The following is a 19,513-nucleotide window of genomic DNA, read 5'->3' on the forward strand; positions in this document are numbered from 1 at the left end:
TCCTCCTGGGGAGATCAAGCCCTCCACCCTTCCCGGGGCGATCCAACCCGCCTGTCCGCAGCACTGCTCGACCCCACCGCCTGACCATCTGATCCAAGGAGAGACCCATGACCACACCCGAGTCCGAGTTCGTCGGCTACGAGCAGGACGGACCGGTGGTGACCATCACCTTCAACCGGCCGGACCGGATGAACGCCATCGGATCCGTGATGCACGGCGAGCTCGTCGACGCCTGGGACCGCTTCCGGGTGGACGACTCAGCGCTCGTCGCCGTGCTCACCGGCGCCGGCGACGAGGCCTTCTGCGCCGGCGGCGACCTCAAGAGCGTGCAAGAGGGCAACCCGCCGCACCCGACCACGCCGGAGGGTCAGGCCCGGCACGCCCGTGGCGAGGCCCCCGGGGTGCTGGGCCCGTCGCGCTGGACGGACATCTACAAGCCGACGATCGCAGCGATCAACGGCGTCGCCTACGCCGGCGGGCTGGAGTGGGCCTGCTGGACGGACATGGCGATCGCCGACGCCCACGCGACCTTCGGGGTGACCTGCCGCCGGTGGAAAATCGGGCTCGCCGACGGCGGGACCCAGCGCCTGCCGCGCATCCTCGGCTGGCGCCGGGCGATGGAACTCATCATCACCGGGCGGGTCATCGACGCCGATGAGGCCCTGCGGATCGGGCTCGTCAACGAGATCACCCCGAGCGGGCAGGCGCTGACGCGGGCCCGCGAGCTCGCGCACCAGATCGCCGCCCTGCCCCAGCCGGCCATCCGTGGCGACAAGGAGGCGCTCATCAAGGGCGCGAACCGCGAGCTGCAGGAGGGTCTGCGGATCGAGGCGGAGATCTACAACCGTCTGATCGGCGGCGCCGAGATGGGCGAAGGTCTGCGCCAGTTCAACGAGCGCGACCACCCCGACCGGGTGGCCGGGGAGGCGCGCACGAGCGGGATCGCCCGGGCCCGGATGGCGAAGGGGGAGTAACCCACCGGACTGGCGGACCCCCCTTCGCTACCGGGCGTGGACGTAGCTCCCGGGAGCCTCGACGATGGGCGGGTGCTCCGCGTCGCCGAGCTCGGTGGGGGCGGGGATCTCCTTGCCGGACCGCTCGGCGAGCCAGCCGGCGTAGTCGGCCCACCACGATCCCTTGACCATCTCGGCGGACTCCAGCCACGACTCCGGCTCGGGGGAGACGTCGTCGGAGACCTGGTAGCTGGACTTCGGGTTCGACGGCGGGTTGACCAGGGCGGCGATGTGACCGTTCGTCGAGAGGACGAAGCGGGTCTTGCCACCGAGGAGCTGGGAGCTGCGATAGCAGTTGACCCACGGGCAGATGTGGTCGGCGGATCCGGCGACGACGTAGGAGTCGACCTTGATCATGCTGAGGTCGACCTCGGTGCCGAGGACGGTCATCCCGCGTGGCTGGGCGAGCTTGTTGTTCAGCCCGGCCTCGACGAAGTCCTGGTGCAGCTGGGCGCTCATCCGAGTGGCGTCGGCGTTCCAGTAGAGGATGTCGAACTTCGCCGGGCGCTTGCCCTCGAGGTAGTTGTTGACCCAGTAGTTCCAGATGAGGTCGTTGGGGCGCAGCCAGGCGAAGAGCTCGGAGAGCTGCTTGCCGTCGAGGTAGCCCTTGCGGCGTGAGCGGGCGATCGCGGCGTGGGCGACGCTCTCGTCGATCATGGCCGAGGGGAGGCCGGCTTTGCTCTGGTCGATCATCGTCACGAGCAGGCTCAGGCTGGCGAGGCGGCCGATCTTGCCCACCGCGGCCCGGTGCGCCGCGGTGAGGCAGGCCAGCAGCCCGCCGGAGCAGGCGGCGACCCCGTGCGCCTTCTTCTGACCGGTGATGGCCGCGACCGCGTCGAAGGCCTCGAGGATGGCCTCGGCGTAGGTGTCGATACCCCAGTCCCGGTGCCGGGCCTCGGGGTTGCGCCAGGAGATGACGAAGACCTGCTGGCCCTGCTGGACGAGGTACTCGATGAGGCTGCGCCCGGGGGCGAGGTCGAGGACGTAGAACTTGTTGATCGTGGGCGGGACGACGAGCAGCGGCACCGCGTGGACCGTCTCGGTCTGAGGGGCGTACTGGATGAGCTCGAGGACGGAGGTGCGAAGGACCACAGAGCCGGGCGTGACCGCGAGGTCCTTGCCGACGGCGAAGGCGTCCTCGTCGACCATCGAGGGGATGCGCGGGGAGCTGGACAGCTCCTTGAGGAGGTTGGCCGGGCCCTTGACCATGTTGGCGCCGCCGGAGTCGATGACCGCCTTCCACGCGACCGGGGAGATGAAGGGGTTGTTGCTCGGGGCGATCGCGTCGACGAAGTTCGTGACGGCGAAGTCGAGCCGCTGGGAGTCCTCCCAGCCCATCGGCACGTCGCCCACGATGTCGTTGATCGTCTGCCCGCTCAGCAGGTACGTCTGCACGGTCCGGCGCAGGAGCGGGTTCTGCATCCAGGCCGGGTCGGCGAAGCGGCGGTCCCGCCGGGCCGGGGCGATCTCGGAGGTGCCGACGGCGATCCGGCCGAGCTCGAGGACGGCCGACCCCACCCGGGCGGCGACCTTGTCGGGGCGGGTGGACGCCTTCGCCAGGAACCTCAGGCCCGGACCGACGGGGAAGAGCCTCTGCACGACGCCCGTGGATGCCTGGGTGAGCATGTCGTCCAGCGAACCGGCGGTCTCGGTGGCTTCCCGGGCCATGGGTCCTCCTTGTGCGGGGGCACATCGTCGTGCCAGCGGGTCAAGGCCATCACACGGGTGCCCCGATGACAAGACGCGTCCTATCCTGCGGGAATGGCGACGACGCAGCGGAGCGAGACGGTCCACGAGGTTCTGGTCAACGGTCGGCGGATGAAGGTGTCTGTCCGGCCGGGGGAGGGGATCCCGCTCCTCATGTGCAACGGCATCGGTGCGAGCCTGGAGCTGCTGCAGACCTTCGTCGACGCCCTCGACCCCTCGATCCCGGTCATCCGCTTCGACGTCCCGGGGATCGGGGGGTCTGAGCTGCCGCGCCACCCGTACAACTTCGCGATGCTCGCGCGCTCGCTCGGCAAGGTCGTCACCGAGCTGGGGTACGACCGGGTGGACGTCCTCGGCATCTCGTGGGGTGGTGCGCTCGCTCAGCAGTTCGCCGCGCAGCATCCGCGCCGGTGTCGTCGGGTGGTGCTCGTGAGCACCTCGCCCGGCTGGATGATGGTCCCGGGCAAGCCGCACGTCCTGAGGACCATGGCGACCCCGCGGCGCTACCGGGACCGCGACTACGGCGCGGCGGTGGCCGGTTCGATCTACGGGGGCGCGTTCCGCCACGACCCGAGCATCGGGCGCCGCTTCTACGCGGGCCAGCGGCCGGCGGCCACGGGACGAAGGGGCTACTACCTGCAGCTCGCGGCCGGAACGGGGTGGACGAGCCTGCCCTTCCTCAAGCTGCTGCGTCAGCCGGTGCTCATCCTCGCCGGCAGCGACGACCCGATCATCCCGCTCATCAACGCGAAGCTCCTGCACCGCGGGCTGCCCAACTCCGAGCTCGTCGTCTTCGACGACGGGCACCTCGGGCTGCTCGTACTGGCCGAGGAGCTGGCGCCGAAGGTGGCGAGGTTCTTGCGGCCTGAGGGCGACTGAGCCCGGGGCTGCGCCGCCCTCCTTGTCCAGGAGGGAATCAGCGCCGGGCTTCGATAGCGGCGTATTCCTGCGTCAGGAGCACACGCGCGGGAGAGAGTCGTGCCAGGCTGCGACAGCTTGGTCGTTCAACCCACCTCTCCCTATACAGAACAGGACCGCCTGATGCTGGTTGCCGAAAGTCACGAGCCTCTGATCGACATCATTGAGCGCTTCAACCGCAAGGAGCGCTACGTCCTCTTCCAGCAGGTCGCCACGGAGGGGGAGGTGCAGCTCTCGCCGGACTTCCGGAAGCGGCTGTGCGCTCTTGGGTGGCCCGTGCCCGAGCACGGGGTGCTCATCCTCATGGACTACCACCTCAACTGGCTGTATGCCGCCCTTGAGCTGCACGCGGGCAGCTGGGTCTCTGACGGTGGGTCTGAGACGAAGGCCCGGAACGACGTTCATTCAGTACCGACGGACACCACGGGAGTCCCGGACGACGAGGTCCGCCGGGCCCTGGAGAACAACCAGGAAGACATCGACCTTCTGCTGGTCTGGGAGAGCGACGGGCTGACGCACCTCGGGCTGGTGGAGGCAAAGGCGCACAGCGGATGGACGAACAAGCAGATGGGCTCCAAGTCGGCGCGCCTTGAGGCTGTCATCGGTCGTGAGGAGGGGAGGTATCCGGGCGTGGTTCCTCACTTCGCACTCGCGAGCTTCACCCAGCCCACCAAGCTGGTGACCGAGGGGTGGCCCGGGTGGATGACGGATGACGAGGGCAACGTGCCTCATCTGCGTCTGACGTCCGCTCTCAAGAGCCGGTACTCAGTCGGTCGTGCAGATCAGAGCGGCAACAGTAGCGCCTCGGGGGACTACTACGCCGTACGGATCGCCGCGCAAGGAACCGAGGATTGACCTCCACACAAGTGGCTGGTTCGGTCGTCAGCCCACTCCAGGCGGGATCCGCGAACACGACGTCAGCTAGGTGGGCCAAAGGGCGGTGATGTTCCAACTGGGTGGTCTGTACCAGTCGTGGGCCGAAGTCGCCGTGCTGGTGGACGAAAAGTTGCGTGTTGCCACGATCTGGCGCCACGGCTGGTGGCGGCACGAACCTCAACTTCTTCTGGGCTGACCCCATTTTTTAGGTCCGGTGGTTCTGAGAGTCGTCCTGTCGCCCGCGATCGCGGGCAGACCCACGTGTCACGGCAAGTGAGTCTGAGCGCGGCGCGCGGGCTATTTGGTGTGAATCAGGACGGGAGCGAGACGCAGTGCAGCGGGGGCAAGCGGGGAACGGACCGCCAGCGGCTCGGTGGCGCTTCGATCAGGCACTCAGCGCGGCGACACGATCTACCTGCACCACGACGACGCCAGACAGCAACACCACCCGAGTCCGCCGCGACTCGGGTCCCGGTTCGCCGTCTGACCGTCGTCCCTCTCCCTCTCTCCACTACCGCTCCCAGCTAGCGCAGCAGCCCAGCAGAACGCGGGCTGAGAGACGCGGGGCACTTTCATGGGGTCGGCGCTTCCATGGGTCGGCCGGATCGGCGCGCTTCCATGGGTCGGCCGGATCGGCGCGCTTCCATGGGTCGGCCGGATCGGCGCGCTTCCATGGGTCGATCAGAAGGGCGGGCGATTCTCGGTGTCAGGACAGCCCCGGCTGTACCAGTGGAGAGCATCGCCCTTCAGCGCGCGGCGGTAGCCCCGGACCTGGCGAGGCGTCAGGGGATCGCCGGTCAGCAGCGCGTGCCAGGCGAGCTCATCGACGTAGGTGTCCACCTCGCAGAGATGCCGCGCGAGATCGTCAGCTGTGGGGCGTGAGCCGGCGCGCTCGCGGGGTGCAGGCATGACGGCCTGGTGTGTCCCGCAGGGGTGGGGATGTGACACCCTGCGGCCCGGACCGGCAGGTGGAGCGGGCGCGCACCTGCCAGGGTTTAGGGACTCACCTCGGCGGCCGCCAGTGTGTTCTGAGTGTGGTCGTCAGGAACCGTCGGGGAGCATCAGAGGGCGTGAGGTTCGTCGATAGAAGCCTGTGGCCTGTGGTAAAGCGGGAGCACGCCAGCCTGTGGATAACTCGCTCAGCGATAGTTGGTGAACTGCAGCGCGACGTCGAGGTCCTTGCCCTTGAGCAACGAGATGACCTCCTGGAGCTCGTCGCGGGACTTGCCGGTGACCCGCAGCTCGTCGCCCTGGATCTGCGGCTTGACCCCCTTGGGGCCCTCGTCGCGGATGATCTTGGAGATCTTCTTCGCGTTGTCCTGGTCGATGCCCTCCTTGGTCGGGCCGGAGAGAACGTACTCCTTGCCGGAGGCCTGCGGCTCCTTGTCGCCGAAGTCGATGTTCTTCAGCGAGACGCCACGGCGCACGAGCTTGGACTCGAAGACGTCGAGGACCGCGAGCACCCGCTCGGCGGTGTTGGCCTTGATGACGATGCTCTCGCCGCTCCAGGCGATGGAGGCGCCGACCCCCTTGAAGTCGTAGCGCTGGGAGACCTCCTTGGCCGCCTGGTTGAGGGCGTTGTCGACCTCCTGGCGGTCGACCTTGCTGACGATGTCGAAGCTGCTGCTGGCCATGTCCGGGGCGCTCCTCGGGGTGGATTCTGCTGTTGGGCGATCGACTTGCTATCCTCTCAGACGCACACGGCAGGTTGTCCGAGCGGCCAATGGAAACGGACTGTAAATCCGTCGGGTTATCCCTACGAAGGTTCGAATCCTTCACCTGCCACCAGCAGTGCACAGCGAGCCCCGAGCCGGGAACCCGGCCCGGGGCTCGCGTCGTGTCGGGACGGCGCCGCTCGAGACGACGGCGCCGGCGGGTGCAGGATGGGCCGGGTGACCCCCTTCGACCGCACTGCCTACGGCCATTGGACGACGGTGCCGACCCGGTGGAACGACAACGACGTCTTCGGCCACGTCAACAACGCCGTGCACTACGAGGTGATGGACACGGTCATCAACGACTGGCTCAAGGCGCACGGCTTCGACGTCGCGGCCGGCGGTGACGTCATCAACCTCATCCCCGAGACCGGCTGCCGCTACCTCGCCGAGATCTCCTACCCGGACTCCTTCGAGGTCGGGCTACGCACGCTGTCCGTCGGCCGGACCAGTGTGCGCTGGGAGTGCGCGCTGCTGCGGGCGAGCGACGGCGAGCTCGTCGCCCTGACGACGGGGGCGCACGTCTTCGTCGACGCGGTGTCGCGACGCCCGGTGCAGATCCCGACCGGCCTGCGGCCACATCTGGACTCACTGGTCGCCCAGGCTTAAGCGCCCGTTCATCCACGCGTCGGCTGCGAAGGGGAGGGGCTGCCTAGGTTCCCCGCCATGACCGCACCCCTGCCCCGACCGCGCACCGCAGCGCTGGCCCTCGTCATGTCCACCGCCCTCGTCGCCCCCTTCGGCGCGAGCCTCGCCTCCGCTGCCCCCGGCGACGACGTCACCCTCACCCCGCTCGGCACCTTCTCGACCGGCGCCTTCGACGAGGGAGCCTCGGAGATCGTCGCCCACGACCCGCAGACCCAGCGCGCCTTCGTCGTCAACGCGCAGGCCGGCACGGTCGACGTGCTCGACATCGCCGACCCGACCGACCCGACCAAGGTCGGCACCCTCGACACCCCCGGCGCCAACTCGGTCGACGTCCACGACGGTCTGGTCGTCGTCGCCGAGCAGGCCGACACCACGACCGACGCCGGCACGGTCTCCTTCTTCGACGCCGAGACCCTCGAGGCCCGGCGCACTGTCACCGTCGGCTCGCTGCCCGACATGGTGACCTTCACGCCCGACGGCCGCCGCGTCGTGGTCGCCAACGAGGGCGAGCCCGAGGGCTACTGCGATGGTCAGGTCGACCCCGAGGGCAGCATCTCGGTCATCGACGTCAGCAAGGGCGTGGACCGGGCCAAGGTGCGTACCGCCGACTTCACCTCCTTCAACGGTCGGGCCAAGAAGCTCGAGGCGGCCGGGGTGCGACTCTTCGGCCCCGACGCGACCGTCGCCCAGGACCTCGAGCCCGAGTACGTCGCGACGAGTGCTGACGGCCGCACGGCGTGGGTCACGCTGCAGGAGGCCAACGCGGTCGCCGTCGTCGACCTGCAGGCCGCGCGGGTGGCCAAGATCGTCCCCCTCGGCCTCAAGGACCACTCGGTCGAGGGTCAGGGCATCGACGCGTCCGACAAGGACGACGCGATCGCCATCGACACCCACCCGGTCAAGGGCATGTACATGCCCGACGGGGCGGTCGCCTACAGCGCGGGCGACGGCGCCGAGTACGTCGTGACCGCCAACGAGGGTGACGCGCGCGAGTACGACTGCTTCGCCGAGGAGGAGCGGGTCAAGGACCTCGACCTCGACCCGATCGCCTTCCCCGACGCGGCCGCCCTGCAGGACAACGAGGCCATCGGCCGTCTCACGGTCACGACGACCGCTCCGCACGGTCCCGACGGGTACACCGAGCTGCACTCCTTCGGCGGGCGCTCCGTGAGCATCCTCGACGCCTCCGGCCAGCAGGTCTGGGACAGCGGTGACGGGCTCGAGCAGCTCGTCGCCGAGCGCGACCCGGACAACTTCAACTCGGGCCACGACGAGAACGACTCCTTCGACACCCGCAGCGACGCCAAGGGCCCCGAGCCGGAGGGGCTGGACATCGGCGCGATCGGTGACCGCAGCTACGCCTTCGTCGGCCTCGAGCGCGACTCGGGCATCGCCGTCGTCGACGTGACCGACCCGGCCGCCGCCGAGATCGTCGGCTACGCCAAGAACCGCGACCAGGCCGGTGACCCGGAGGCCGGGACCGCCGGAGACCTCGGCCCGGAGGGGCTGCACTTCATCCCGGAGCAGGACAGCCCCACGGGCCAGCCGCTGCTGCTCGTCGGCAACGAGGTGTCCGGGACGACGACGATCTGGCAGGTCGACGGCCCCCGCTGACCCGTGGTCGGGGGCCCGGCAGACCTCGGTCGGGCCCCCGATTTCATGACCACGGCACTTGCCGTGTAATCTCTCCCGAGGTTGTCCACCGGATCACTCCGATCCGGAGGGCCTGCCCCCTTAGCTCAGTCGGCAGAGCGTTTCCATGGTAAGGAAAAGGTCGTCGGTTCGATTCCGACAGGGGGCTCGGGTTCGGCCCGCGCTGTGCGCAGGTCGACCGCCACGGCGGGGTAGCTCAGCTGGTTAGAGCGCACGACTCATAATCGTGAGGTCGCGGGATCGAGTCCCGCTCCCGCTACGCAGTGCCACGGGTGCGACCACCACCGATTTCCGGTGGGGCCGCCCCGTGGACTATTCTTGTGCGTCGTTGTGTTGTGCCCCCGAGGTGACAACGCACCACACACCTCCCGCCCAGCGCAGACCGGCGCCAGGCGAGTACCACCCGAAGTGTCTGAGAGCAGGTTCTTACCGTGGCCACGAAGAGCGCCGACGTCCGCCCCAAGATCACCATGGCGTGCACGGAGTGCAAGGAGCGGAACTACATCACCAAGAAGAACCGCCGCAACAACCCTGACCGCATGGAGCTGGCGAAGTTCTGCCCGCGGTGCCGCAAGCACACCGCGCACCGCGAGACCCGCTGAGGTCCCTGCACCTGCACGCTTCCCGACGCGGCCGCTCGAGCACCTGCTCGAGCGGCCGCGTCGTCGTGCACGGGGCGCGTGCCTAGACTGACCGCATGGCCGTGAACGAGGACTTCCAAGGGCGCAGCTACGAGCCCACGCCCCCCTTCGACGTCGGGCGTGAGCACATCCGCGACTTCGCCGCGGCGGTCGGCGCGACCGACCCGATCCACACCGACGTCGAGGCCGCGCGGGCCGCCGGCTACGCCGACCTCGTCGCGCCGCCGACCTTCGCCGTCATCCCGGGGCAGCGCACCGACCGCCAGTTCGTCGCCGACCCGGAGGCCGGCGTCGACTACACGCGCGTCGTCCACGGCGAGCAACGCTTCACCCACCACCGACCGATCGTCGCGGGCGACGAGCTGCGCGGCGTGCTGCACATCGACGCGATCCGCGCCGCCGGCGGCCACCAGATGGTGACGATGCGCAGCGAGATCATCGACGCCCACGACGAGCCGGTCGCGACGAGCCTGTCGACGATCGTCGTGCGAGGAGGAGAGTGACCATGGCCGTGCGCGAGTTCTCGCAGGTGAGCGAGGGCGAGTCCCTCCCCAGCCGCACCATCCCGGTCACGAGGGCCACCCTCGTGCACTACGCCGGAGCCTCCGGCGACCGCAACGTCATCCACTGGGACGAGCGCACCGCGCAGGCCGTCGGCCTGCCCGACGTCATCGCCCACGGCATGTGGACGATGGGTGCGGCGGTCCAGGTCGTCACGGACTGGGTCGGCGACGCCGGCCGCATCGTCGACTACGGCACCCGCTTCACCAAGCCGGTCGTCGTCCCCCACGACGGGGGCGCGTCCATCGAGGTGTCCGGAGCGGTGCGGTCGCTCGACGCGCAGACCCGGCAGGTCACCGTCGAGCTCACCGTGACCTGCGGCAAAGACAAGGTCCTCGGCCGCTGCCGAGCCGTCGCACAGCTCGACTGATGGCGACGAGCGAGCCCGGCGCCGCCCTGGCGCCGCACACGACCATGCGCGTCGGCGGCCCCGCCGACACCCTCGTCACCGCGACGACCTCGGCCGAGGTGATCGACGCGGTGCGGTCCGCCGACGACGCGGGTACCCCCCTTCTCCTGTTGTCCGGTGGGTCCAACCTCGTCATCGCCGACCAGGGCTTCCGCGGCACCGTCGTGCGGATCATGACGAAGGGGGTCGACGTCACCCCGACGCCCGACGGCGAGGCGGTCGAGGTCACCGTCGCCGCCGGCGAGGTGTGGGACGACGTCGTGGCCCGGGCCGTCGCCGAGGGCTGGTCGGGCATCGAGGCGCTCTCCGGCATCCCCGGTCTCGCCGGTGCCACCCCGGTGCAGAATGTCGGCGCCTACGGCCAGGAGGTCGCCCAGACGATCGTTCGGGTCCTCGCCTGGGACCGGCACGAGGGCCGCGAGGTCGACTTCGACAACGCGGCGTGCGACTTCACCTACCGGCACTCGGTCTTCAAGCAGACCGGCCGCTACGTCGTCCTCGAGGTGACCTTCCGCCTCGGCCTCGGCGGGCTCTCCGCGCCGGTCGCCTACGCCGACCTGGCGCGCGAGCTCGGGGTCGAGCAGGGGGAGCGGGTGCCACTCGCGGCGGCCCGTGACGCCGTGCTCGTGCAGCGCGGCAACCGCGGCATGGTCCTCGACGAGACCGACCACGACACGTGGAGCTGTGGCTCCTTCTTCACCAACCCGATCCTCACGACGGGCGAGATGGACGCGCTCGTCGAGCGCGCGGGCGCCCGACTCGGCGCTGACGGTCCGGTCCCGCCGGTCTTCCCGGCCGGGGAGGGGCGGGCCAAGACCAGCGCCGCCTGGCTCATCGACAAGGCGGGCTTCGGCAAGGGGCACCACATGCCCGGGCCGGCGGCCCTGTCGACCAAGCACACCCTGGCCATCACCAACCGAGGCACGGCCACCGCGGCCGACGTGGCCGCGCTCGCCCGCGAGGTGCGTGACGGGGTGCGCGAGGCCTTCGGCGTCACCCTGGTCAACGAACCGGTCTTCGTCGGGCACGAGCTGTAGGTGCCGAAGGGCCCACGGTCAGGTCGACCGTGGGCCCGTCGGCGTGCGTCGTGCGTGGGGGTCAGCGCACGGCCGCGTAGGCGTCGACGATGCCGTCGCCGTAGTAGGAGTTCTCCTGCGGGGTGCCGACGCACTCGGCGCCTCGCGTGGTGCTCGAGCACGGGGTGTCGGTGGCCTGGGCCCGCAGCTCGCTGATCATCTTCTCCGGGCCCCACGTCGGGTGGGCCGACTTCATCAGGGCCAGGACGCCGGCGACGTGCGGCGAGGCCATCGAGGTGCCGCTCTTGAGGCCCCACCCGTTGTCCCGGACGATCGTCGAGAGGATCGAGCTGCCGGGAGCGGCGACGTCGATCGAGCCGAGGCCGCGGTTGGAGAAGGAGGACAGCTTGCCCTGGCGGTCGATCGACGAGACGGTGACGACCCCGTCGAGCTCGGTCGGGATGTCCTTGCACGAGCTGTTGATCATGCGCTCGACCGCGGTCCCGTCGTTGGGGCTCGATGCGTTCGTCGTCTTGTTCGACAGGTCGTAGGCGCTGTTGCCGGCGGCCGCCGCGTGGACGGTGCCCTGCTCCGTCGACCAGTCGACCGCGCGACGCACGGCCTCCAGGGCGGGGGCCTGCTCGGGCTGGTCGCCGCACCAGAACTCGAAGGGGTCGACGTAGTAGCTGTTGTTGGTCACGTCCATGCCCTTGAGGCCGGCCTCCATGAAGCCGCAGACCGCGTACTCGGGGTAGATGAACCCGTCGTCGTTGACGACCTTGACCGAGGCCATCTTCGCCCCGGGGGCGATGCCGACGATGCCGACGCCGTTGCGCTCGGCGCCGATCGTGCCGGCGACGTGGGTGCCGTGGTCGCTCGTCGTCGGGGCCCAGGCGGACTCGCCGGTCGCCGGGCGGCCCGCGTCGGTGCAGCCGACCGAGTTGGCGCGGTCGATCTGGTTGGCCAGGTCCGGGTGGTCGGGGTCGATGCCCGAGTCGAGGACGCCGACGGTGACGTCAGGGGAGCCGGTGGTGATCTGGTGCGCCTGCGGCACGTTGATCATCTGCATGTCCCACTGCTCGCCCTCGCGCGGGTCGGTGCTCGTGGCGGCGGTGCCCTCGGAGACGTCGCCCTTCTTCGTCAGGGCCTTCTTCAGCTGGCCCTTGCCCGGGCCCCACGGGGCCTGGGCGCCCGCCGGGGTGCCCTCGCTGACGGCGACCGACCGGGTCGGGCCGACCGACTCGACCGCACTGCCGGCCGCGGAGGCCACGGCGGTGCGGAAGTCGGCCTTGGTCGAGTGGGCCACGACGACGCCGATCTGCGGCCAGGACTGCACGACGACCCCGCCGGCGGACTGGACCGCACGCTCGACCTTGCGCACCTGACCGGGGCTGACGATCTTGGTGTTGATGACGTAGCTGGAGATCTGACCCTCAGGGGTCGAGATCGGGACCGGGGTCGAGACCGGCTCGTCCTGGGTCGCTCCGGTGGCCGACTGGGCGCCGATGACGCCGAGGCCGACGACGGCGGCAGCAGCCGCCAGTCGAGCGCCGCGCGGTCGCATGCGTGAAGCCATGTGCATTTCCTCCCTTGGTGACCGCGGGCCGGGGATCGAGCCGCGGCACCGGCGATCTTGGCAGAAGATCACGCGTCGTGCGCGTCGAACGCCGCAGGATCTTCGGCAGATCTCCCTTCGTCAGGGCCCGGCTGGCTCAGGACGAAGGGGGAGTCGCCAGCCACTCGTCGATGTCGGCCATCGCGGAGTCGACGACCTCACGCGGGGCGCGGCTCGCGCGGAAGGAGCCGCGCGCCAGCTCGGCGAGCTGCGCGTCGTCGAGGCCGTGCACCGACCGGGCGGTCTCGTACTGCGCGAGGAGGCGCGAGTCGAAGAGCAGCGGGTCGTCGGCGCCGAGCGCGACCGTGGCGCCGGCGTCGAGCACCGTGCGCAGCGGCACGTCGTGCTCCTCGCGGTAGACCCCGAGAGCGACATTGGACCCGGGGCAGACCTCCAGGGCCACATCGGCGGCGACGAGCGCCTCGAGCACGCGAGGATCCTCGGTGCTGCGCACGCCGTGCCCGAGCCGCTGCGGGCGCAGGCTCGTGAGGGTCTCGGCGATGGCGTCCGGGCCGAGCAGCTCGCCCGAGTGCGGCACCAGCATCAGCCCGGCCCGCTCGGCGATGCGGAAGGCCGGGGCGAAGTCGGGGGTGGACCCGCGGCGCTCGTCGTTGGACAGGCCGAAGCCGAGGACCCCCTCTGGCCCTCGGTCGGCCAGCCGGGCCGCGAGCCGGGCCAGGGTGCGCGCCTCGAGGGGGTGGCGGATGCGGCTGGCCGCCATGACGACGCCGACCCGCGCTGACCCCGTCTCGTCCGCCGTGGTGTTGACGGAGCGGGCCTCGTCGAGGACCACCTCCATCGCGGGGGTGATGCCACCGACGAAGGGGGCGTACGACGTCGGGTCGACCTGGATCTCGAGCCAGCGCGAGCCCTCGGCGCCGTCGTCGAGGGCCGCCTCGCGCACGATCCGGCGCATCTGGGCCTCGCCTCGCACGCAGTGGCGGGCCGCATCGTAGAGCCGCTGGAAGCGGAACCACCCCCGTTCGTCGGCCGCGGACAGTCGTGGGGGATAGGCCGAGCGAAGGGAGTCGGGCAACCGCAGACCTTGCGCGGCCGCCATGTCCCGGACGGTCTCCACCCGCATCGAGCCGGTGAAGTGCAGGTGCAGGTGGGCTTTGGGCAGGGCCCGCAGGTCGCGGGTCGAGGAGGTCAGTCCTCCTCCTCCTCGGCCCGGCCGTCGATGACGTGCATGGCGGCCTCCTCGGCCGAGGCGGCGCCGCCGTCGACCCCGACGTCGCGTCCCCAGGCCTGGTCGTCGACGTCGGCGTGGCTGCCCTCGTCGGGACTGACGAGTCGTCCGGCGCGGGCGTCACCGACCTCCTGGTCGCCGATCCAGTCGTCCTCGGCAGCGATCGAGTCCGGGTCGTCGCCGCCCACGCGGTCGTCGCCGCGACGCCCGGGCTCGTCCGGGTCACCCCACCGGGTGTCGGGCTCCTCCTGCTTGACCCGCTGGTCGATCGTCTCGCCGACCTGCTGCTCGGCCGCCGTCACGCCGTGGGCGTAGGAGCCGCGGGCCGAGTCGGGCGGGGAGTAGCCCGCGTCGAGCGGGTCCTCGTCCCCGGCGCCGGTGCCCATGAGGCTGTCGCCCGGCTGCAGCTGGTCCTCGTCGTCGAGGCTGTAGCTCGTCAGGTCGGTGTCGAGGTCTTCACGCTCGGACATGGTCACTCCTTGGTGGTTGCGCCCAGCTGCTCCGCGGCCGCGATGAGGACGCACGTGGCGACCGTCTCCATGGCCTCGGTGAGCTCGGACATCGGCGGCATGGTGGGCGCCAAGCGGATGTTGGTGTCGTCCGGGTCCTGCCCGAGGGGGAAGGAGGCACCCGCGGGGGTCAGCGACAGGCCGGCCTCCTTGGCGAGGGCGACGACACGGGAGGCCGTGCCGGGAAGCACGTCGAGGTTGACGAAGTAGCCGCCCGTCGGGCGGTTCCACGTCGCGACCCCGAGGCCGCCGAGGCGCTCGGTGAGCACCCGGTCGACCTCGGCGAACTTCGGGGCGATGATCTCGGCGTGCCTGCGCATGTGCGCCCGCACCCCGTCGGCGTCGCCGAAGAACTCGGCGTGCCGCAGCTGGTTGACCTTGTCCGGGCCGATGGAGCCCTTGCCGAGGTGCTCGAGGTACCAGGCGACCTGCTCGGTCGACGAGGCGAGGAAGGCGACGCCCGCGCCCGCCCAGGTGATCTTCGAGGTCGAGGCGAACATGACGGTGCGGTGGGGGTGCCCGGCGCCGGAGCACAGCGTGATCATGTCGGCGCTCTTGGCCTCCTCCTCGGTGAGGTGGTGGAGGGCGTAGGCGTTGTCCCAGAAGATCTTGAAGTCCGGGGCGGCGGTCTTCATCGCCGCCAGCCGGCTGGCGACCTCGTGCGAGACGATCGCGCCGGTCGGGTTGGCATAGGTCGGCACGACCCACATGCCCTTGATCGACGGGTCGGAGCCGGCGATGCGGGCGACCTCGTCGACGTCGGGACCCTCGGCGGTCATCGGCACGGTCACCATCTCGATGCCGAGGTCCTCGAGGAGGGCGAAGTGGCGGTCGTAGCCGGGGACGGGGCAGATGAAGGTGACCTTGTCCTCCTTCGCCCACGGGCGGGGGGAGTCGACGGCACCGAAGAGGAGGAGGTCGACGAGGACGTCGCGCATCATCGTCAGCGACGAGTTGCCGCCGGCCACGAGCTGCTCGAGCTCGACCCAGAGCAGCTCGGCGAAGATCTCGCGCAGTTCGGTCAGGCCGGTGAGGCCCCCGTAGTTGCGCACGTCGGTGCCGGCGCGGTCCGTCGTCGCAGAGGGCAGCGAGAGCATGTCGTCGGCGAGGTCGAGCTGTGCGGAGCTCGGCTTGCCGCGCGTCACGTCGAGCTTGGTGCCCTTGGCGGCCTGCGCGGCGTGGGCCTCGCGCTGGGTCTGCGCGAGGGCGTGCAGCTCCTGCGCGGAGAGGTCGGACAGGGGGCGAGCGTCGGGCGTCGAAGTCACGCCGTCAGTCTTCCACCTCGCGTGGGTTCGCGGTGCGGTGCCTCCGTGACGTACAGTGATCCCTCGGTTGACTTGGACCAGACTCTCCGGCGTGCCCGCACACCGAGGGAGATGGTCCGAGACGGCCACGGGAGGCCGCCCCCAACGCGACCTTCCGAAGGGCAGTGGCTCAATTGGTAGAGCACCGGTCTCCAAAACCGGCGGTTGGGGGTTCGAGTCCCTCCTGCCCTGCGTTGCACGACACCCGTTGCGCAGCCAGGTGAGACCCCGACGGAGAAGAGACGACGTGAGCCAGCTCGGAGCGCAGCCGACCAAGGCGCGGCGCGAGCCGAAGGGCGGCAACCCGATCTCTCGCTTCTTCGGCTCCATCGGCCTCTTCCTTGCCCAGGTGCTCGACGAGCTCCGCAAGGTCGTCCGGCCGACCCGGTCCGAGCTGATCAACTACACGCTCGTGGTCATCGTCTTCGTCTCCGTGATGATGCTCATCGTCTCGGGCCTGGACGCGGCGTTCACCCGGGCAGTGCTCTGGGTGTTCGGCGGCTGACGCCGCCGCACCACACCCGCAGACCGGGCGCGCTCCCGCGCCGACGTACGAAGCTGAAGTGAGGAAACAGGTCATGTCCGAGCAGGCCCCGACCCCCGAGTCCCAGGACACCGAGGGCACCTCGAGCGTCATCGCCGCCGAGCAGGCCGAGCACGCTGCGCAGCCGCCGGCGGACCTCCCTTCGGCCCAGGAGGCCGACGACGCCCGCGCCGCCGACGAGGCCCTCGAGGAGGCCGCCGCGGAAGAGGCCCACGAGGCCCCCGCCGAGCCGCAGACCCGCGAGAGCGACGCCGACGGCGACGTGCTCCCCGAGGACAGCGCCGACCCGGTCCAGGCCTTCAAGGACGAGCTCGCCGGCAAGTTCGGCGACTGGTACGTCATCCACACCTACGCGGGCTACGAAAACCGGGTCAAGCACAACCTCGAGACCCGTGTCGCCAACCTCGACATGGAGGACTACATCTTCGAGGTGGCCGTCACCATCGACGAGGTCACCGAGATCAAGTCCGGTCAGAAGAAGGTGCGCAAGCAGCCGCGCATGCCCGGCTACGTCCTCGTGCGCATGGACCTCACCGACGAGTCCTGGGGCGCCGTGCGGCACACGCCGGGTGTCACGGGCTTCGTGGGCAATGCGCACGACCCGGTGCCGCTGAGCCTCGACGAGGTCTTCACGATGATCAAGCCCGCGGACCTCGAGAAGGCCGCCGCCCCGGCGGCCGCCGGGGCCGCCCCGACGCAGGACGGCCTGTCCGCCCCCGCCGCCCCGGTGGACGTCGACTTCGAGGTCGGCGAGTCGGTCACCGTCATGGACGGGCCCTTCGAGACCATGCCGGCGACGATCTCCGAGATCCTCCCCGAGAGCCAGAAGCTCAAGGTCCTCGTCTCCATCTTCGGCCGGGAGACCCCGGTCGAGCTCGGCTTCCACCAGGTCGCCAAGCTCTGAGAAGCCGCGTCGCCGACTGGCGGCGCATCTGCAACCGGGTCATCGCCCACGGCGTCGGCCCACAACACGGAAGTAGGAACATCGCATGCCCCCCAAGAAGAAGGTCTCCGGCTACATCAAGCTGCAGATCCAGGCTGGTGCCGCCACCCCCGCCCCGCCGGTCGGTCCGGCGCTGGGTCAGCACGGCGTCAACATCATGGAGTTCGTCAAGGCGTACAACGACGCCACGGCGGACCAGCGCGGCAACGTCGTCCCGGTCGAGATCACGGTCTACGAAGACCGCTCCTTCACCTTCATCACCAAGACCCCGCCGGCCGCCGAGCTGATCAAGAAGGCCGCGGGCGTCAAGAAGGCCTCCGGTGAGCCGCACAAGGTCAAGGTCGCCTCGCTGACCAAGGACCAGGTGCGCGAGATCGCCGAGACCAAGATGCCCGACCTCAACGCCAACGACATCGACGCCGCGATGAAGATCATCGCCGGCACCGCGCGTCAGATGGGCATCGAGACCCCGGGCATCTGAGCCCGACCCGTGGGAGGGCCTGCGCTGGCCCGCACCACACCTCCACCACCACCCAAGGAGTACCCATGAAGCGCAGCAAGAGCTACCGCGCCGCGGCGGACAAGGTCGACCGCGATCTCGCCTACGCCCCCCTCGAGGCCGTCCGACTCGCCAAGGAGGGCGCGAAGAAGACCTTCGACGAGACCGTCGAGGTCGCCTTCCGTCTCGGCATCGACCCCCGCAAGGCCGACCAGATGGTCCGCGGCACGGTCAACCTCCCGCACGGCACGGGCAAGACCGCCCGCGTCCTCGTCTTCGCCAACGGCGACAAGGCCGACGCCGCCCGTGAGGCCGGCGCCGACTTCGTCGGGTCCGACGACATGCTCGAGAAGGTCCAGGGCGGCTGGATGGACTTCGACGCCGTCGTCGCCACCCCGGACCTCATGGGCAAGGTCGGCCGTCTCGGCAAGGTCCTGGGCCCCCGTGGTCTCATGCCCAACCCCAAGACGGGCACCGTCACGATGGACACGGCCAAGGCCGTCGCCGACATCAAGGGCGGCAAGATCGAGTTCCGCAACGACAAGCACGCCAACCTGCACTTCATCATCGGCAAGGCGAGCTTCGACGAGAAGCAGCTCGTGGAGAACTACCAGACGGCGCTCGAGGAGATCCTGCGTCTCAAGCCGTCCGCCTCCAAGGGCCGCTACATCACCAAGGCCGTGCTGAGCACGACCATGGGCCCGGGCATCGTCCTGGACTCCTCGCGGGTCAAGAACCTCCTCGAGGAGACCGTCCCGGTGGCGGCCGACGAGGTCCCCGCCTCGGAGTGACCCACGCCTTCGCGTGACCTCGAAGGGGGTCGCACCCGCCCGGGTGCGACCCCCTTCGTCATGTCCGCCAGGCTGCGCCGGCGACGATTTGTCCCCACCGGTCCACCTGCCGTACTGTTGCTCCCGACCATTGACCGCCGGTTGTCGTGATCCACGTGATCGTGACCCAAGGTTCCGCGAGAGCGGGCGACCCGCGCAGGCCACTTGATTCGCACCCGTCCTCGTGACGTGCGTGCCGGAGTCCCGTGCCTGCGCCGGGGCTCCTTTTCTCGTTCCGGGCCCCGGTGGCACCACACGAGAAGGAGGCCCGCATGGCGAACCCCCAGAAGGACGCCGCCATCGCCGAGCTCGCGGAGAAGTTCCGCAGCTCCAGCGCGGCCGTGATCACGGAGTACCGCGGTCTGACCGTGGCGCAGCTCGGCGAGCTGCGCAGCAAGCTCCGTGGCAACGCCACCTACTCCGTGGTGAAGAACACGCTGACCGAGCGGGCTGCCAAGGAGGCGGGCGTCGAGTCCGCCTTCGAGGGCCAGCTCGTCGGCCCCAACGCGATCGCCTTCGTCGAGGGCGACCCCGTCGAGGCTGCCAAGGGTCTGCGTGACTTCGCCAAGGACAACCCCCTCCTGGTGATCAAGGGCGGAATCCTCGACGGGAACCCGCTCACGCCGGAGGAGATCGACAAGCTCGCGAAGCTCGAGTCCCGCGAGGTTCTCCTGGGCAAGCTGGCTGGCGCCATGAAGGCCCAGCTCACCCAGGCCGCGTACCTCTTCAACGCGCCGCTCGCGCAGACGGCTCGCGTCGTCGACGCGCTGCGCGCGAAGGTCGAGGAGCAGGGCCCGGTCGCGACCGACGCCCCCGCTGCGGACACCGAGGAGCCGGCCGCCGAGGCCGTCGCCTCCACCGAGACCACCCCCGAGGGTGGCGACGAGGCCTGAGGCACCCGCCTCTCGGCCACTGCACGACCC

At 70.1% G+C, this 19,513-nt stretch carries 21 protein-coding genes and 4 tRNA genes; 18 read left to right on the forward strand and 7 right to left on the reverse strand.

The genetic code is table 11. The annotated features are described in order from the left end of the window. Positions 1–107: 107 nt before the first annotated feature. Complete coding sequence (locus tag B9B60_RS04110; RefSeq protein ID WP_084449996.1) at positions 108–974, forward strand: enoyl-CoA hydratase/isomerase family protein; 867 nt, start codon at positions 108–110, stop codon at positions 972–974. A gap of 27 nt (positions 975–1,001) precedes the next feature. Here B9B60_RS04110 and B9B60_RS04115 read toward each other — a convergent pair whose 3' ends face one another. Continuing rightward, positions 1,002–2,681, reverse strand: a complete 1,680-nt coding sequence (locus B9B60_RS04115; RefSeq protein WP_084449997.1) for a PHA/PHB synthase family protein — start codon at positions 2,679–2,681, stop codon at positions 1,002–1,004. 93 nt (positions 2,682–2,774) lie between these two features. Here B9B60_RS04115 and phaZ point away from each other — a divergent pair, with 93 nt between their 5' ends. Further along, positions 2,775–3,599, forward strand: coding sequence for a poly(3-hydroxyalkanoate) depolymerase (gene phaZ, locus B9B60_RS04120; RefSeq protein ID WP_084449998.1), 825 nt, complete (start codon positions 2,775–2,777; stop codon positions 3,597–3,599). 162 nt (positions 3,600–3,761) lie between these two features. Beyond that, positions 3,762–4,493 carry a hypothetical protein gene (locus tag B9B60_RS04125; RefSeq protein ID WP_084449999.1) on the forward strand — a complete coding sequence of 244 codons (732 nt, stop codon included), beginning with the start codon at positions 3,762–3,764 and terminating at the stop codon, positions 4,491–4,493. A 702-nt stretch (positions 4,494–5,195) separates the two neighbouring features. On the opposite strand, the gene B9B60_RS16800 is transcribed toward B9B60_RS04125, so the two are convergent. Both B9B60_RS16800 and B9B60_RS04130 read right to left on the reverse strand, forming a co-directional pair. Continuing rightward, positions 5,196–5,423, reverse strand: coding sequence for a hypothetical protein (locus tag B9B60_RS16800; protein ID WP_143445425.1), 228 nt, complete (start codon positions 5,421–5,423; stop codon positions 5,196–5,198). 230 nt (positions 5,424–5,653) lie between these two features. After that, positions 5,654–6,148, reverse strand: coding sequence for a YajQ family cyclic di-GMP-binding protein (locus tag B9B60_RS04130; protein ID WP_072623735.1), 495 nt, complete (start codon positions 6,146–6,148; stop codon positions 5,654–5,656). A gap of 68 nt (positions 6,149–6,216) precedes the next feature. Between B9B60_RS04130 and B9B60_RS04135 the strand changes: the two genes are divergently transcribed. From B9B60_RS04135 to B9B60_RS04175, 9 genes are all read left to right on the forward strand, one after another. Then, a tRNA-Tyr gene (locus B9B60_RS04135) sits at positions 6,217–6,302 on the forward strand. Between the two features lie 104 nt (positions 6,303–6,406). Beyond that, positions 6,407–6,838, forward strand: coding sequence for an acyl-CoA thioesterase (locus B9B60_RS04140; RefSeq protein ID WP_234993730.1), 432 nt, complete (start codon positions 6,407–6,409; stop codon positions 6,836–6,838). A gap of 57 nt (positions 6,839–6,895) precedes the next feature. After that, entirely contained in the window at positions 6,896–8,491 is a 1,596-nt protein-coding gene (locus B9B60_RS04145) for a choice-of-anchor I family protein (protein ID WP_234993731.1), read from the forward strand. A gap of 114 nt (positions 8,492–8,605) precedes the next feature. Then, positions 8,606–8,678 (forward strand) — tRNA-Thr (locus tag B9B60_RS04150). 37 nt (positions 8,679–8,715) lie between these two features. Beyond that, a tRNA-Met gene (locus B9B60_RS04155) sits at positions 8,716–8,789 on the forward strand. 172 nt (positions 8,790–8,961) lie between these two features. Next, positions 8,962–9,132, forward strand: a complete 171-nt coding sequence (gene rpmG / locus B9B60_RS04160) for a 50S ribosomal protein L33 (protein ID WP_084450001.1) — start codon at positions 8,962–8,964, stop codon at positions 9,130–9,132. A gap of 95 nt (positions 9,133–9,227) precedes the next feature. After that, positions 9,228–9,674, forward strand: a complete 447-nt coding sequence (locus B9B60_RS04165; RefSeq protein WP_084450002.1) for an FAS1-like dehydratase domain-containing protein — start codon at positions 9,228–9,230, stop codon at positions 9,672–9,674. A 2-nt stretch (positions 9,675–9,676) separates the two neighbouring features. Further along, positions 9,677–10,102, forward strand: a complete 426-nt coding sequence (locus B9B60_RS04170; RefSeq protein ID WP_084450003.1) for a MaoC family dehydratase — start codon at positions 9,677–9,679, stop codon at positions 10,100–10,102. Continuing rightward, a complete protein-coding gene (locus B9B60_RS04175) occupies positions 10,102–11,178 on the forward strand; it encodes a UDP-N-acetylmuramate dehydrogenase (protein ID WP_143445426.1) in 1,077 nt (358 codons plus the stop codon). The genes B9B60_RS04170 and B9B60_RS04175 overlap by 1 nt, the downstream gene beginning before the upstream one ends. Before the next feature lie 61 nt (positions 11,179–11,239). On the opposite strand, the gene B9B60_RS04180 is transcribed toward B9B60_RS04175, so the two are convergent. The 4 genes from B9B60_RS04180 to B9B60_RS04195 all read right to left on the reverse strand — a co-directional run bounded on the left by B9B60_RS04180 (position 11,240) and on the right by B9B60_RS04195 (position 15,735). After that, positions 11,240–12,733, reverse strand: coding sequence for a S8 family peptidase (locus tag B9B60_RS04180; protein WP_234993732.1), 1,494 nt, complete (start codon positions 12,731–12,733; stop codon positions 11,240–11,242). Positions 12,734–12,869: 136 nt separating this feature from the next. Further along, complete coding sequence (locus B9B60_RS04185) at positions 12,870–13,925, reverse strand: adenosine deaminase (protein WP_084450005.1); 1,056 nt, start codon at positions 13,923–13,925, stop codon at positions 12,870–12,872. Then, positions 13,922–14,431, reverse strand: coding sequence for a DUF5709 domain-containing protein (locus B9B60_RS04190; RefSeq protein ID WP_084450006.1), 510 nt, complete (start codon positions 14,429–14,431; stop codon positions 13,922–13,924). Before B9B60_RS04190 ends, B9B60_RS04185 begins: the two co-directional genes overlap by 4 nt. Before the next feature lie 2 nt (positions 14,432–14,433). Continuing rightward, positions 14,434–15,735, reverse strand: a complete 1,302-nt coding sequence (locus B9B60_RS04195) for an aspartate aminotransferase type Ic (protein WP_159451148.1) — start codon at positions 15,733–15,735, stop codon at positions 14,434–14,436. A gap of 158 nt (positions 15,736–15,893) precedes the next feature. Between B9B60_RS04195 and B9B60_RS04200 the strand changes: the two genes are divergently transcribed. The 6 genes from B9B60_RS04200 (at position 15,894) to rplJ (ending at position 19,483) form a co-directional block, all read left to right on the forward strand. Continuing rightward, a tRNA-Trp gene (locus tag B9B60_RS04200) sits at positions 15,894–15,966 on the forward strand. A gap of 55 nt (positions 15,967–16,021) precedes the next feature. Further along, positions 16,022–16,279, forward strand: a complete 258-nt coding sequence (gene secE / locus B9B60_RS04205) for a preprotein translocase subunit SecE (protein ID WP_072623745.1) — start codon at positions 16,022–16,024, stop codon at positions 16,277–16,279. Between the two features lie 73 nt (positions 16,280–16,352). Further along, complete coding sequence (gene nusG / locus B9B60_RS04210; RefSeq protein ID WP_084450008.1) at positions 16,353–17,222, forward strand: transcription termination/antitermination protein NusG; 870 nt, start codon at positions 16,353–16,355, stop codon at positions 17,220–17,222. 85 nt (positions 17,223–17,307) lie between these two features. Continuing rightward, entirely contained in the window at positions 17,308–17,742 is a 435-nt protein-coding gene (gene rplK / locus B9B60_RS04215) for a 50S ribosomal protein L11 (RefSeq protein ID WP_084450009.1), read from the forward strand. 65 nt (positions 17,743–17,807) lie between these two features. After that, a complete protein-coding gene (gene rplA, locus B9B60_RS04220; protein ID WP_084450010.1) occupies positions 17,808–18,551 on the forward strand; it encodes a 50S ribosomal protein L1 in 744 nt (247 codons plus the stop codon). A 311-nt stretch (positions 18,552–18,862) separates the two neighbouring features. Next, positions 18,863–19,483: a 50S ribosomal protein L10 gene (gene rplJ, locus B9B60_RS04225; protein ID WP_072623749.1), complete on the forward strand. Its 621-nt coding sequence runs from the start codon at positions 18,863–18,865 to the stop codon at positions 19,481–19,483. Positions 19,484–19,513 lie beyond the last annotated feature (30 nt).

This window comes from Janibacter indicus (assembly GCF_900176385.1).
Taxonomy (GTDB): domain Bacteria; phylum Actinomycetota; class Actinomycetes; order Actinomycetales; family Dermatophilaceae; genus Janibacter; species Janibacter indicus.